Origin of the sequence: Planktophila turicensis (SeqCode) (assembly GCF_965234405.1) — a bacterium.
Taxonomy (GTDB): Bacteria; Actinomycetota; Actinomycetes; order Nanopelagicales; family Nanopelagicaceae; genus Planktophila; species Planktophila turicensis.
The window spans coordinates 1,198,250-1,212,373 of the sequence record NZ_OZ248346.1; the positions used below are offsets into that span (position 1 = coordinate 1,198,250).

Genomic DNA, 14,124 nt, shown 5'->3' on the forward strand with positions numbered 1-14,124 from the left:
ATTATTTTTGTGGGAGCAAGTGCTTGGCAGGTTCGGTGTACGAAGTTCCTGAAATCATTCCTTCATCATCGAAGTGAACGCTGGTAACAGATGCAAGTGTGCATTCGCGTTTACGCGGATCGTGCAACATTGAGCGACCTTCGATTGCGCTGCGAAGAATCCAAATCGGAAGTTGGTGAGATACGACGATTGCATCTTTTCCTTGTGCTGCTTTATTTGCTTCAAAGATTGCGGCAAGCATGCGAGAGATTTGCTCTTCATATGGTTCGCCCCATGATGGCTTCCATGGGTTATAGAGATGGCGCCATGAAGATGGATGCTTGAGGACTCCACTACCTAATTCAAAAGATTTTCCTTCAAAGATATTTGCAGCTTCAATCAATCGATCATCAGTCTTAATTTCTAATCCATGTGCACGAGCTATAGGCGCCGCGGTTTCTTGTGCTCTCTGCAATGGTGAAACATGAAGTGCACCGAGATTTACTCCCTTTGACCATTCGCCAATTACTTCAGCCATCTCTTGTCCGCGCTTGGAAAGTCTCCAACCAGGCTGACGTCCATAAAGAATCTTGTTGGGATTCTCGACTTCTCCGTGACGGATGACGTGGACTGTGGAACTCATGGCGTAAGCATAAAGCGTCGTAAAACTAGCCTTATCGCTAGGGTAGTGACATGGCACTCACCTCAACGCGGGCAGCCTTCTTCGATGTAGATAACACCCTCGTTCGAGGTTCGACTCTCTACTTCCTTGGAAGAGGGATGTATCAGCGCGGCTTCTTTACCAAGGCCGATATCTCGAAATTTGTTGTCGCCAATATTAGATTCAGAATGACAGGTACTGAAAAGAAGGAAGTAATCGAGAAATTTCAAAATGCAGCAACCGATTTTATTGGTGGCCATGCTGTTGATGACATTAAAAAAATTGGCGAAGAAATCTATGACGAGTTTGTTTCGCCCAAACTTTGGCAAGGAACATTTGAAATTGCTAAATCCCATTTAGATAAGGGCGAAGAAGTCTGGCTGGTTACTGCGGCTCCTCAAGATATGGCAAACATTATTGCTCAGCGCCTTGGATTAACTGGCGCCCTTGGAAGTAAAGCGCAGATTGAAAATGGCATTTACACCGGAACTCTTGATGGAAAGTTATTGCATGGCACAGAAAAGGCGATTGCAATCCAAGATCTTGCGCGCGTACATGGTTACGATTTAGAGAATTGCTATTCATATTCAGATAGCCACAATGACATTCCATTGCTGCAAGCAGTGGGCCATCCATGTGCAATTAATCCTGATGCTGTCTTACGTATCCGCGCACTTGCTGAAGGTTGGCCTATCCACGATTTCCGCAGAGCACGTTTTATCAATCGCTTATTAGGGCCTGCTGTAAGTCGACTCGCAGCGCTGGCTACTCTGCTCACTCCGCGCAAGCGTTAAATCGCCTCGGCGCCAAACTCAATTAGCGCGCCAACCTCACATACGGCTATCGTTGGCAGGTTATGGAAATTCGCTCTTACGCCGACTATCTACGCGGGCTCGATGATGCCGCGTTAATTTCCATGTTCAACTTTCGCCCTGATCTTGTAACTCCAGTTCCACCCGATATGGCTAGCCTGGCAGTGCGCGCATCATCTGCGCCAAGCCTTGCGCGAGCTGTAGATGCACTTAATAAGTGGCAGCTCCAAGTTCTTGAAGTCTGCGCCGTTCTTGCTGAGCCGTTTACAGAGAAGGAAGTAGCTGCCCTTACCGATAAATCAGCGCTATTTGTTATTCCGAGGCTTATCGATCGGGGACTTATTTATCAGGATAAAGATGGGTTGCGTACGCCAACGACTCTCAAGGAAGTTCTTGGAAATGAAGTTGCTGGACTTGGTCCGGCATCGATGTCAAAGTTGAAGTTAAAGAAACTTGATGAAGTACCTGCTGCATCCAAGAAAGTTCTCGATGCGATGGTCTGGGGACCTCCACGTGGATCTATTGCAGATATTAAGAAGCCAAGCGCTGGCGTTGCCTGGTTACTCGAAGAAGGTTTCTTAATTCCATTTAATCAGCAGACCGTTGTTCTCCCACGTGAAGTAGCAATCTATTTGCGTGGAAATAAAGTTCATCGTGAAATTGAGAACACCCAACCACCAGTTTCAGGAAGCAAGCGAGACAAACGCAATGTGCAGCTTGCTGCAATCGCAAATATCACCACGTTCTTACGTTGGACTGAGGAAGTTCTTAACTTCTGGGCGCAAGAACCTGCAACAGCACTTCGCTCTGGTGGTCTAGGCGTCCGCGATCTTAAAGAACTTTCACTTCACTTAGGTGTCGATGAGTCATGTACTGCATTTGTTGCAGAAGTTGCATATTTATCGGGTCTGCTCACAATTGATCCTGATGACAAGATTCTTCCAACGCATCAATTTGATATTTGGTTAACGCAGAACGCATCAACTAAATGGCAATTCCTTGCATCCGCTTGGCTCACCACTTCCCGTCTTTCAGGTCTTGTCGGAAAAGAAGGAAGCAAGAACGTTGCTTCGCTTGGGCCAGAGCTTGATCGCTCTTCAGCTGCAACAACTCGTCGTTTGGTGCTCACTCTCTTGCAAGAAAATTCAGAAGTTGCCGTTGATGTTGAATCACTCTTCGCTACAGCTCAGTGGTTGGCGCCGGCAAAGCGCGCAGGTGGGCTTCAGAAAGATTATGTTCTCTGGACTCTGCGCGAAGCAGAATGGCTTGGCATCACTGGGCAGGGCGTTTTATCTTCATATGGCGCTGATTTCCTCGAAGGCGGCGATAGCGCAACCATTGATACTGACCTTCCTAAGGCTGTTGATCACATCCTTATTCAAAGCGACAACACCGCGATTGCTCCGGGTCCACTTGAACATGAAGTCGCACAAGAGCTTGCACTTATTGCCGATGTTGAATCTCGCGGTGGTGCAACGGTATTTAGATTCTCGGAAGGATCAATTCGTCGCGGATTAGATCACGGACGAACAGGCGAAGAGATTTCTAAATTCCTCGCCAAGACCTCTAAGACTCCGATGCCACAACCGCTGGAATATCTGATTGCAGATGTTGCAAAGAAGCACGGCAAATTACGTGTTGGAAATACTGCTTCCTTTATTCGTTGCGAAGATGCCACGTTGATCACTCAGATACTCGGAGATAAACGACTAGACATTCTTGGGCTACGCAAGATTGCTCCTGAAGTACTTATCTGTGGACATGATGCAGCAGAGGCGATGAACATATTACGTAGTTGCGGCTATCTACCAGCTGCCGAAGATTCACGAGGTTTGCTACTTAGTGGCCCTCGTATCCAACGTGCACAAACTAAAGCGCGACCACCACGCATCATTGGTGAAATTGATAAACCAGATGAGATTCAGATTGAAGGCGCACTTCGTGCACTCCGCACTGGCGAGAAATCAAGTCGTAAACAGAGCACCATGCGCAATATTGCAACGGAAGCACTTGGTTCACTTCCCCGCACAACAGCAAATGAAACTCTCGAACTATTAAGTGATTACTTGCAGAACCAACCTGCAAAATCACTCTCTATTGGTTATGCAGATAACAATGGTCTGGTTTCACACAGAATCATTGATCCATTGAAATTATCTGCCGGTTCACTTATTGCGCGCGATCACGCCACCGGTGAAGTACAGACCTTCCGAATCGCGCGTATTACGGGGGTTGCAGCGTTATGACGAGCGAGAAAGCACCTGAATACGGCAGACTTGAGCCTATGTTGGCAGCCCTAGAAGCACTCGTTCGGTGTGAATCCCCCACTGAAGATATTGAGGCCTGTCGCTCTGTAGTTCGTTTAGCCAGCGATATCGCAACACGCGTTCTTGGTGTTCCTGCGCAGATTAAAGAGATTGAAGGACGTCCTGTCTTCTGGTGGGGCGAAGAGCAACCAGATGTGTTAGTTCTTGCTCACCTCGACACAGTGTGGCCACATGGTTCATACCAACCACTTTGGGAAGTTAAGGGCGACGTTCTCCGTGGTCCCGGAACATTCGATATGAAGGCCGGATTTATTCAGGCGCTCTATGCACTTAAGGGGATTGAAGGATCCGTTGCGCTCGTTGCAACGACTGATGAAGAGACAGGAAGCCATGCTTCGAAGGCGCTCATCAAGGAGCTATCTGCAAAGGCGAAAGCGGTTCTTGTTCTTGAGGCTTCCCTTGATGGCAAGGTAAAGACTGGTCGCAAGGGAACTGCGATGTATCAAATAAAGGTTCACGGTCTGGCAGCACATGCTGGTCTCGAACCTGAAAAGGGCGTCAACACGACAACTGAAATTGCACATGCGATTTTGGCACTCGCTGCACTGGAAAGTGCAGAGCATGGAACAACTGTTGTCCCAACTCTTCTTCACTCTGGAAATACAACAAATACAGTTCCAGATTTAGCGGTGCTCGATATTGATGCTCGTTCATTCTCGCAAGCAGAACTTGAGAGAGTAGATGCGGCAATTAAAAACTTTAAGGCAGTAAATCCAAAGGCTCGCCTTGAAATTACAGGTGGACTTAATCGCCCACCGCTGCAACCAACTTCAACTAAGGTTCTCTACGAACGAGCAGAGAAAGTTGCTGCAGCTATTGGAATGAAGCCACTTGGCTGCGCTGAAGTTGGCGGAGCAAGCGATGGAAACTTCGCTGCAGCAGCTGGCGCACAAGTACTTGATGGCCTCGGCGCAGTAGGCGGTGGTGCACATGCGCCTAACGAATGGGTCAGTATCTCTACTATGCAAGAACGTAGCGATTTCCTTCACGCGTTTATTAAGGATCTGCTCTCATGACCGATGGACCACTGATTGTCCAGAGCGATAAAACTCTTCTTCTCGATGTAGATCATGTTCTCTCTACTGAATGTCGCCGCGCAATTGCTCCCTTTGCTGAACTCGAGCGTTCACCAGAACATATTCATACCTATCGCTTAACAAACCTTGGTCTCTGGAATGCACGCGCTGCAGGCCATGACGCTGAGCTCGTTATCGACACACTCATTAAATATTCACGTTACGCAGTTCCACATTCATTGCTCGTCGATGTTGCCGAGACCATGTCTCGTTATGGCCGTCTCCGTCTAGAAGCAGATCCAGTCCACGGACTAATTCTTGTTACTACCGATACAGGCGTGCTCGAAGAAGTAATCCGCGCAAAGAAGATTGCACCCCTTCTCGGTGTTCGCATTGATAAAGAAACGATTGCTGTTCATCCAAGCCAGCGTGGACAGATTAAACAATCACTCCTACGTCTTGGTTGGCCTGCAGAAGATTTTGCCGGTTATGTAGATGGCCAAGCACATGACATTGCCCTGAAAGAAGATGGTTGGAAGATTCGCCAATATCAAGAGCATGCAGCTGAAGGTTTCTGGCATGGTGGTTCTGGCGTAGTAGTTCTTCCCTGTGGCGCCGGAAAGACAATTGTTGGCGCAGCTGCGATGGCACATGCAAAAGCCACAACACTCATTCTTGTTACGAACACTGTTGCTGCTCGCCAGTGGCGCGATGAACTTTTGAAGCGCACGACTCTCAATGAAGATGAGATCGGCGAATATTCAGGATCGAAGAAAGAGATTCGCCCTGTAACTATTGCTACATACCAAGTTATGACTAAGAAGAAGAATGGTGTTTACGCCCACCTCGATCTCTTCGATACCCATGACTGGGGGCTGATTATTTACGACGAAGTACACCTACTTCCTGCGCCAATCTTCCGCTTTACCGCTGATATTCAATCTCGTCGTCGCCTCGGGCTCACTGCAACTCTCGTTCGCGAAGATGGAATGGAAGGCGAAGTCTTCTCACTCATTGGGCCAAAGCGTTTTGATGTGCCTTGGAAAGAGATCGAAGCGCAGGGATATATCGCACCTGCTGAATGTATTGAAGTTCGCGTCAACCTCACTGAGGCTGAGCGTCTTTCCTATGCAACAGCCGAACCTGAAGAGCGTTATCGCTTCTGCGCAACTACGCGCACAAAGCGCAATGTTGTTGAAGAGCTAGTTGCGCACCACGCAAATGAACAAGTGCTCGTTATCGGTCAGTACATTGATCAGCTCGATGATCTCTCTGAAACTTTGGGTGTTCCACTCATCAAGGGCGATACGCCCCAGAAGGAACGCGAGCGACTATTTGCTGCATTCCGCACTGGCGAAGTTACCTGTCTTGTTGTTTCAAAGGTTGCCAACTTCTCTGTCGATCTTCCTGAAGCAACCATCGCGATTCAGGTTTCCGGTGCATTTGGTTCTCGTCAGGAAGAGGCGCAGCGCCTTGGACGAATCTTGCGACCAAAGGCAGATGGACGTGGAGCTAAGTTCTACTCAGTTGTTTCACGCGACACTATCGATCAAGATTTTGCACAGAACCGCCAGCGCTTCCTTGCTGAGCAAGGTTATTCATATCGAATTATTGATGCCGACGATGTTTTTCAAGGGAAGTTCTAAAACGTTCTCGATCTACTCTGTAGAAGTCGTGGTGTTCGCCATTGATGTGAATGACCGGAACTTCATTTCCATATAGCTTCTCGAGTTCTGCATCTCCATCGATATAGATAATCTCAATCTCAAATGCGAGTTCCTCGCGCATGCTCTCTAAGGTTTTCACAGCATCTTCACAAAGGTGACAGCCGTGGCGAGAGTAAACGGTAACCATGACTGCATTCTCGCACCCTGATAGCGTTACCCGCTATGAGAGGCCAATTGAGAAAGAGCAGCACTTTTGCCCTTGTTCTCGGCCTTCTCGCCTCACTTCTTCTTCCAACTCAATCAGTTGCGCTATCAAATTTTAAAGTCGCTCCATCAACTGTGTGGGGTTATACCTATGCAGGTAAGGCAACCGGAGTCGCCGAAACTCGACCACCTAAGGTCGCCTACCTTGAACAGAAATCAAAGTTTGTTGTTAACTATAAGAATTTTCCTGAATGGGCGAAGCGAGATTTTCAAGCTGCAGTAGATATCTGGTCAGCAAACTTTGCATCGACGCCACAAATTACTATCGATGCATCTTGGGGACGTTCTGCTTCCTACGGAGTTCTTGGAAGTGCGCGTCCTGGTAATTACTACTCAGGTTTCGATGGCGCACCAGATCAGAGCCTTTGGTATCCATCGGCACTTGCCAACGCTCTTGCCGGAAAAGATCTCGAACCAGAAAATCCTGAGATGGTTATTCAGGTAAATTCATTGGCGCAGTGGAACACTCGCGGAGATGGTTCACCAAAACTCAATGAGTACGATCTTCAATCTGTCTTCTTGCACGAGATGGGCCATGGACTCGGATTTCTCTCAACCGATTCATATGATCAATTCTTTGGCTACGGAACTATCGAGCAACCAACTCCATACGATGCCTACGCGCAACTTCCAGATGGCCGTCGTTTATCTGACCTTCCATCTCCATCTATCGAACTAGGTAAAGCACTTACATCGACACTTGTATGGGCAGGGCCGTTGGGTATGGCCGCTAATGGCGGAGCTAAACCAATCTTGTATACACCTGCTCGTTATGAAGAAGGCTCTTCGGTAAGCCATCTCGATGAAGCAACGTATGCAAACCTTGGCGCTAACTCGATCATGACCCCCAATCTTGATGCGGGTGAAATATTTAGAGAGCCCGGAACCCTTCTGCTTGCGATGATGGAAGACCTGCGCCGTAAGCCACCTGTAGGCGTTGCAGTTGGTATTCCACAGACTGTTCGTAATGCGACAGCGCTTATCGCCGACAGCTCAGCAATCGTTACCTTTGATCCACCAGCTAATGCGCGAACAGCGCAGATCACTAGTTATTCCGTGCGCAATCTCAAGACGGATCAAGTGAAGAGCTCTACAGAATCCCCCATCACATTTACTGGACTTAAGAATGGCACCAGCTACAGCTTTAGCATCGTTGCCAGCAATACAAATGGAACTTCAGATGCTGTGATTACGGCGCCAATTACTCCGCAGGCTGGGTGGAAACGCTTTGTGATTGATGACAAAGCTGATGCGCGTCATGTCACAAGTACTACCTTCAACGGTAAACCTCTTATTGCATATACAGATAGCAAGAGCGGAATTTTGAAGATTGCGGCTTGGGATGGAAAGTCTTGGAAGCGCACAACTGTCGATGGCGCAGGCGGAACATCAGGAAAGACCAAATCTAAGATCACCAGCACAATCTCGCTCTGCGTCAATGGATCTGGAACGAAGCAACTGCTCCATATCTTCTACTCAGAAAGCGATGACCGAGACCTTCGCTATGCTACATATGATGGCAAGAAATTTGTCTACGAAATTGTTGATGGCAATGGTGTTCAGGTAAATGACTATAAGGACCCTGTTCGCGTACGAACCGGAAGTGATGTCAGCGTTTCTAACGCATGTGTGGCAACTGCCGGCGGCATTCAAGTCTTCTATCGTGATGAGAGCCAAGGAATTCTCTTAGGTGCAACAAAAGTTAAGGGCTCAACAAAGTGGAGCTATGAACTTGTTGATGGCGATCGCAAGACTGATGGTCGCAGTACCGGCGATGTTGCATTCCACTTGAAGGCGCTCTTTGATGGCAAGAAGACCTACGTTGTCTACGACTCTGTATTAACGATCAACCAGAAGAAGCAAGCAACCTCTGGTGAAGTTCGTGTTGCCTCTCGAAATACTCTCTCTGCCGAAGCTTGGAGCTACTACAACCTCGACTCTTCAGGTAGCGCTACCCCAATGACTGGCTTTGATATCTCTATTGCCAAGACCTTGAACGGCTTACAAGCGACATGGCTAATCTCTTCTCCAGCCACAGCGCCTAATCCAAACCGAATTCGTTGGAGCCCAATCCAGAGCATTCCAACTCAGAGCGTTGCCACAAGCGAGAACTATGGAGTTCCCGGCAAATATCTCAACACCGACGGAGCTTTCATTGCTTACAACTGCCAGCAGAGACTCTGTGTTCTCGACAGCGCGAGAGCAGTGCCTGTCATCAAATTAGTTTCATCCGAGCAACGTCCAGAAGGAATTGATTCAGCATGGGTTGTTGTCGATCGAGTTCGTTATTTAGTGGCTGGATATAAAGGCCAGCTTTCAATGTTTCGCCCTTAAGCGATTGTAAAAATCGCCACTGATTGAGCACTTGTTCTAGCTAAACCAACAAGCCCCACATCTTTCGAATAAGTGAGCGAGAGCGCTTCGGTCAATTCAGTCGATCCCGATGCACTCGTTACAACTCCCTTTGCATCAAATGAGAGAAGCAAGAGAGATGGAGCAGTAGGCCTCCAACCAGTAACTCCCGAAACAACTGAATTTGATTGCAGCGCTCCGTAAGTTGTACTTCCTGCGCTTTGAACAAGTGAGCTTCCTGTCGATGGAACGCGAAGTGTCCATGTTGGAGCAAATGCTGTAGTGAACTTGGTAAATGCCGATTCAATAACCTTGCCAGACTTTACATATCCAGTCAGGGCAAGCGTTGAATCTGCCGCAAGCCAAGAGCGATCTGCTTTAGGCGCTGAACTTCTGACTACTGAAGCGAAAACGCCAGTCTTAGAGACTTTAATGAGAACTCCGTCTCGAACTCCTGCCAACTTCTTCCCACCAAGAGTTTCAGCGCTACTGCCAAATACAGATATAGAACCATCTCCATGTCGAACAACTGCATTCAACTGTGTCTTTGCGGTACCGATTGAAAGTAATTTTCCAAAAGTTCCTGCGTTATTTGCACTCAGTAGGAAGGGCTTATCTTGCAACTGTCCGACGACAGAGACTCCGGATGAATTTACAGATATTGCATTGATCAATGGCGGTGAAAGTTGCGCAGATGAGTATGTAGCAAGGACTTCACCGAGAGCTGAAACTTTCCAGAGAGTGAGAATATTTAAATCACCGCGAAGTTTTGTGGTGGGTTCAGCAACGACTCCATCTGGATTCTCAGCTTGAATGACGGCAGTTGCTGACTCTGGCGCAGTAATACTGGATACAGCACCTGCAAGCCAGATATTTCCCAGCGGATCTACAGCAGTTGCGAGTGCGACTTCATCGGCTCCTGAATCAATGGTCTTCTGCCAGAGCTGCACACCTTTGATATCCATCCCGGTAAGGAGAATATTTGTATTGGGGCCATCGCTATTGCTTACTATGACAAGTGTTTTTCCAGATACAACCAGTTTTTCGGCGCCAGCAACAGTTGCCACAATAGTTAACTTCTTTAGTGCAACTGATTTAGGTGCTGCAACCGCAGGCGTTGTTCCAACCAGCAAAAGAACGAGGAGTATTGCAATACGTCTCATTATTGGGCGAGTTCTCCAGCGCGACGAGCAGATGCTGCCATTGCATCAGCAACTATCTGTGAAATTCCAGCCTCATCAAATACAGCAAGCGCTTCAGCTGTTGCACCCTTAAGGCTTGTCACCTTTTCGCGAAGTCGAGTTGGCGTATCGCCCGATTCATCGAGAAGGGCCGCTGCTCCGACAATCGTTTGAATGGTTAGGGTGGTTGCATCTTCATGAGATAGACCCATTGCAACTGCACCATCGACCATGGCTTCAACAAATCTAAAGAAATATGCAGGACCTGAACCACTTGTTCCGGTGAGCGCGTTCTGCAGATCTTCAGGAATCTCAATCGCTTTACCGGTTGCAGCAAGAACTGAATCGACAAAGTTCTTCTGTGCATCAGTAACGCCAGCACTGAGTGAATACCCAGCCATCCCCTTGCCAATCAGCGTTGGAGTATTAGGCATCACGCGCGCAATGGAGGCATGGTTATTAAGTCCAGCTGAAATACCAGCAATTGTCTTACCTGCCAGCAGCGAGATAACAAGGGCGTCACTTTGAAGGCGTGGGGCAATCTCGGGAATGAGTTCAGAAAGACCCTGAGGTTTGATACCAAGCATTACTACATCACTTGTCTTCAAAGCTTCATCGAGAGGCTTAATTGATATTCCATACTTTGTAACGAGCTCTTCGCCTCTTTCAGAGCGGCGTACAACAGCGGTAATTGAAGGTGCAGGAACACCTGAACGAATGAGGGCAGCAATGAAAGCTTCGCCCATTACACCCGCACCAACTACTGCTATCTGATTAGCCATGGTGAAAGAGTACGCGTAGGCTCTGCGACTATGTCAGAGATAAAGCCAGGTTTCGCTCGCGACTGGGTCGAATTCACAGATCCAAATGATGAAGAAGAAATCTTTAAGTGTGATCTGACCTGGTTGACCTCCTTCTGGACCTGCATCTACGGCGATGGTTGCCAAGGTGTATTTAAGGACCGTCCCAATGATGGGTGTTGCACAGAAGGTGCGATGTACTCAGATGAGGCCGATGAAGAGCGCACTCGTAAAGCGGCAGAATATTTAACGCCAGATATGTGGCAGTTCTATGAAGAAGCTCGTCCAAAGAAACCAGGCGGACAACTTCGCATCACAGATTTAGATGAAGATAAAGAACGCAAAACTCGTACTGTTAACGATGCCTGCATCTTCCTTAACCGCAAAGGTTATGAAGCTCCAGGATTTACTGGTTCATTTGGTTGCGTACTTCACCACCTCGCACAGAAGCGTGGCATTCACTTTGTAGATACAAAGCCAGATGTATGTTGGCAACTTCCTTTGCGACGTAGCTATGAAACTCGTGAAGTCGGCGAGCGCGAATATTCAGTAACAGTCATCGGCGAATACGAACGCCTTGGTTGGGGCGATGGCGGTGATGATTTCGATTGGTACTGCACAAGCAATACCGATGCACATGTCGGAAGCGAACCTGTCTACATCTCAAATAAGGCTGAACTTTCACAGTTGATGGGTAAGGATGCCTATGCAATCCTGGCCGAACACTGCGACCGCCGTATCCAAGGTATCCGCGATGCGCAGGCGCGCTCGTTGCCGCTCTTCGTTATTCAACACCCAGCAACTATCGCCGCCGGCAAGTAGTCAGCTCCTTCCTCTAACCTACGACTATGGCCAAGGTTGAGAAGGATCCATTCCGCTGTACCGAATGTGGTTGGACATCCCAGAAATGGGTAGGCCGCTGTGGTGAATGCCAAGCTTGGGGATCTGTCGAAGAGTTAGCTGCTCCTAAGAAGCTCTCACTCGTTGCAGGTTCTGTTACCTCTAAAGCAACTCCTATCGGCGATGTCGATCTCTCATCCGCCCGTGCACGCGCAACCGGCGTCTCTGAACTCGATCGCGTACTTGGTGGAGGCTTAGTTCCAGGTGCTGCAATCTTGCTCGCCGGCGAACCTGGTGTTGGTAAATCAACTCTTCTCTTATCTGTTGCGGCACAAACTGCAGCTAAAGGAATTCCTGCGCTCTATATCTCTGGCGAAGAATCAGCATCCCAAGTTCGTCTGCGTGCAGAACGTATCAACGCAGTAGATCCTCAGTTATTCCTGGCATCTGAAACAGATTTAGGTGCAGTCATTGCACATATCGATGCGGTGAAACCCGAACTTTTGATTATCGACTCTGTGCAGACTATCGGATCATCGACTGCTGATGGTTCACCTGGTGGAGTAACTCAGGTGCGCGAAGTTGCTGGTGCACTTATTCGCATCTGTAAAGACCGCGATATCACTCTCTTGTTAGTCGGACATGTCACCAAAGATGGATCTATTGCAGGCCCTCGTCTTCTCGAACATATCGTCGATGTTGTTCTGCAATTTGAAGGCGAACGTCATTCGCGCCTTCGTTTGATCCGTGCCATTAAGAACCGTTTTGGCGCCAGCGATGAGGTTGGGTGTTTCGATCTCAGCGATACCGGAATCGAAAGCGTTCTCGATCCCACTGGTCTCTTTACATCCCGTCACGCCGAACCAGTGCCAGGAACTTGCGTCACCGTCACTCTCGAAGGTCGCCGTCCGCTCCTTGCTGAAATTCAAGCGCTCGTCAGTGCGGGGCGTGAAAACGATTTCGGAAATGCCCGTCGCGTTACTAGCGGCCTTGATTCAGCACGTACTTCAATGACTCTCGCTGTCCTCGAACTACGCGCACATATTCGCGTCGGTGGTCGCGATGTCTATGCCGCAACTGTCGGCGGAATGAAGATGTCTGAACCTGCTGCAGATTTAGCACTCGCTCTCGCTGTCGCATCTGCTGCAAAAGGTTTAGCTCTTCCTGCAGATCTCGTCGCCATCGGTGAAGTTGGACTTGCGGGTGAAATCCGCAAAGTAAGCGGCGTATCTCGTCGCCTCGCTGAGGCATATCGCCTTGGCTTTAAGCGCGCCCTTGTTCCAACAGGTTCTGATGTAAAGATCGATGGAATGGAAATCGTTGAAGTTTCTAGACTTGATCAAGCGCTGCAGCGAGTAAAAATCACCGGCGAATAATGCTCGAGAAAGAGATCATTTCTTGGTTTAAGAAGAATAAACGTGATCTCCCATGGCGCAAGACCGATACATGGGGTGTTCTCGTCTCTGAGTTCATGTTGCAACAAACACCAGTCAATCGAGTTCTTCCGGTTTACACCGAATGGATGAAACGCTGGCCAACTCCTGCAAAGCTAGCTAAAGCAACACCTGCCGAAGTAATTACTGCATGGGGCCGTCTTGGTTATCCCCGTCGAGCTTTACGTTTACATGAATGCGCCAAGGTGATTACATCTGAATACAAAGGCGTTATTCCGCGTGAAGAGTCTGAGCTGCGCAAACTTCCAGGAATCGGTGAGTACACAGCCGCTGCAATGGTTGCCTTCGCATTCGAGGGTCGTTCTCTTGTTCTCGATATCAATATTCGCCGCCTCTTTGCGCGCATTATTGATGGAGTAGAAACACCTAAGTTGTCGGCAACTAAAGATGAGAAATCACGTTATGAAGCGCTGATTCCGAAGAAGGACCCGCATTTGTGGGCCGCGGCCACAATGGAGCTCGGTGCACTTGTCTGTACTTCACAATCGCCTAAATGTGGAATCTGCCCTGTTGCAAACGATTGCATCTGGCGCAGCCTTGATTATCCAAAGTCAGATGTTGTAAAGCGCACACAGAGTTGGCATGGCACTGATCGCCAATGTCGCGGAACTGTTGTTCAAGCACTTCGTGAAAATGATGTGCTGACTAAAGCGCAGATAGCTCAGTTATGGGATGTTCCATCTCAGCTCGAGAAGGCGTTAGTAACGCTGCTTGATGATGGGCTTATTGAACTTCGCGGTAAAGAAAAATTCTCTCTACCGCGAAGCTAGC

Annotated in this window: 12 protein-coding genes; 8 read left to right on the plus strand and 4 right to left on the minus strand. The window is 48.4% G+C overall.

The features are described 5' to 3' along the window. Position 1 precedes the first annotated feature (1 nt). Positions 2-622, minus strand: coding sequence for a histidine phosphatase family protein (locus AC8GFK_RS06245; RefSeq protein WP_095673993.1), 621 nt, complete (start codon positions 620-622; stop codon positions 2-4). 50 nt (positions 623-672) lie between these two features. Here AC8GFK_RS06245 and AC8GFK_RS06250 point away from each other — a divergent pair, with 50 nt between their 5' ends. From AC8GFK_RS06250 to AC8GFK_RS06265, 4 genes are all read left to right on the plus strand, one after another. Beyond that, positions 673-1,434 (plus strand): HAD family hydrolase, encoded by a 762-nt coding sequence (locus AC8GFK_RS06250; RefSeq protein ID WP_506625063.1) that lies wholly within the window; start codon positions 673-675, stop codon positions 1,432-1,434. 62 nt (positions 1,435-1,496) lie between these two features. Beyond that, positions 1,497-3,698, plus strand: coding sequence for a helicase-associated domain-containing protein (locus tag AC8GFK_RS06255; RefSeq protein ID WP_506625064.1), 2,202 nt, complete (start codon positions 1,497-1,499; stop codon positions 3,696-3,698). Continuing rightward, the gene (locus AC8GFK_RS06260) at positions 3,695-4,795 is read left to right on the plus strand and encodes a M20/M25/M40 family metallo-hydrolase (RefSeq protein WP_506625065.1); all 1,101 of its coding nucleotides are present in this window, start codon (positions 3,695-3,697) and stop codon (positions 4,793-4,795) included. The genes AC8GFK_RS06255 and AC8GFK_RS06260 overlap by 4 nt, the downstream gene beginning before the upstream one ends. Next, positions 4,792-6,441 (plus strand): DNA repair helicase XPB, encoded by a 1,650-nt coding sequence (locus AC8GFK_RS06265; RefSeq protein ID WP_095673996.1) that lies wholly within the window; start codon positions 4,792-4,794, stop codon positions 6,439-6,441. Before AC8GFK_RS06260 ends, AC8GFK_RS06265 begins: the two co-directional genes overlap by 4 nt. On the opposite strand, the gene AC8GFK_RS06270 is transcribed toward AC8GFK_RS06265, so the two are convergent. Then, positions 6,404-6,649 (minus strand): glutaredoxin family protein, encoded by a 246-nt coding sequence (locus AC8GFK_RS06270; RefSeq protein ID WP_095673997.1) that lies wholly within the window; start codon positions 6,647-6,649, stop codon positions 6,404-6,406. The genes AC8GFK_RS06265 and AC8GFK_RS06270 overlap by 38 nt on opposite strands. A 35-nt stretch (positions 6,650-6,684) precedes the next feature. On the opposite strand from AC8GFK_RS06270, the gene AC8GFK_RS06275 reads away from it, so the two are divergent. Then, entirely contained in the window at positions 6,685-9,060 is a 2,376-nt protein-coding gene (locus AC8GFK_RS06275) for a fibronectin type III domain-containing protein (RefSeq protein WP_506625066.1), read from the plus strand. Here AC8GFK_RS06275 and AC8GFK_RS06280 read toward each other — a convergent pair. Both AC8GFK_RS06280 and proC read right to left on the minus strand, forming a co-directional pair. Then, positions 9,057-10,241, minus strand: coding sequence for a hypothetical protein (locus AC8GFK_RS06280; protein ID WP_506625067.1), 1,185 nt, complete (start codon positions 10,239-10,241; stop codon positions 9,057-9,059). The genes AC8GFK_RS06275 and AC8GFK_RS06280 overlap by 4 nt on opposite strands. Further along, positions 10,241-11,041 (minus strand): pyrroline-5-carboxylate reductase, encoded by an 801-nt coding sequence (gene proC / locus AC8GFK_RS06285; protein ID WP_506625068.1) that lies wholly within the window; start codon positions 11,039-11,041, stop codon positions 10,241-10,243. The genes AC8GFK_RS06280 and proC overlap by 1 nt, the downstream gene beginning before the upstream one ends. A gap of 30 nt (positions 11,042-11,071) precedes the next feature. Between proC and AC8GFK_RS06290 the strand changes: the two genes are divergently transcribed. The 3 genes from AC8GFK_RS06290 to AC8GFK_RS06300 are packed head-to-tail and all read left to right on the plus strand — an operon-like array spanning position 11,072 to position 14,123. Further along, positions 11,072-11,881: a DUF3109 family protein gene (locus AC8GFK_RS06290; protein ID WP_095674001.1), complete on the plus strand. Its 810-nt coding sequence runs from the start codon at positions 11,072-11,074 to the stop codon at positions 11,879-11,881. Positions 11,882-11,907: 26 nt separating this feature from the next. Then, positions 11,908-13,275 (plus strand): DNA repair protein RadA, encoded by a 1,368-nt coding sequence (radA, locus tag AC8GFK_RS06295; protein ID WP_506625069.1) that lies wholly within the window; start codon positions 11,908-11,910, stop codon positions 13,273-13,275. Then, positions 13,275-14,123 carry an iron-sulfur binding domain-containing protein gene (locus AC8GFK_RS06300; protein WP_506625070.1) on the plus strand — a complete coding sequence of 283 codons (849 nt, stop codon included), beginning with the start codon at positions 13,275-13,277 and terminating at the stop codon, positions 14,121-14,123. The genes radA and AC8GFK_RS06300 overlap by 1 nt, the downstream gene beginning before the upstream one ends. Position 14,124 lies beyond the last annotated feature (1 nt).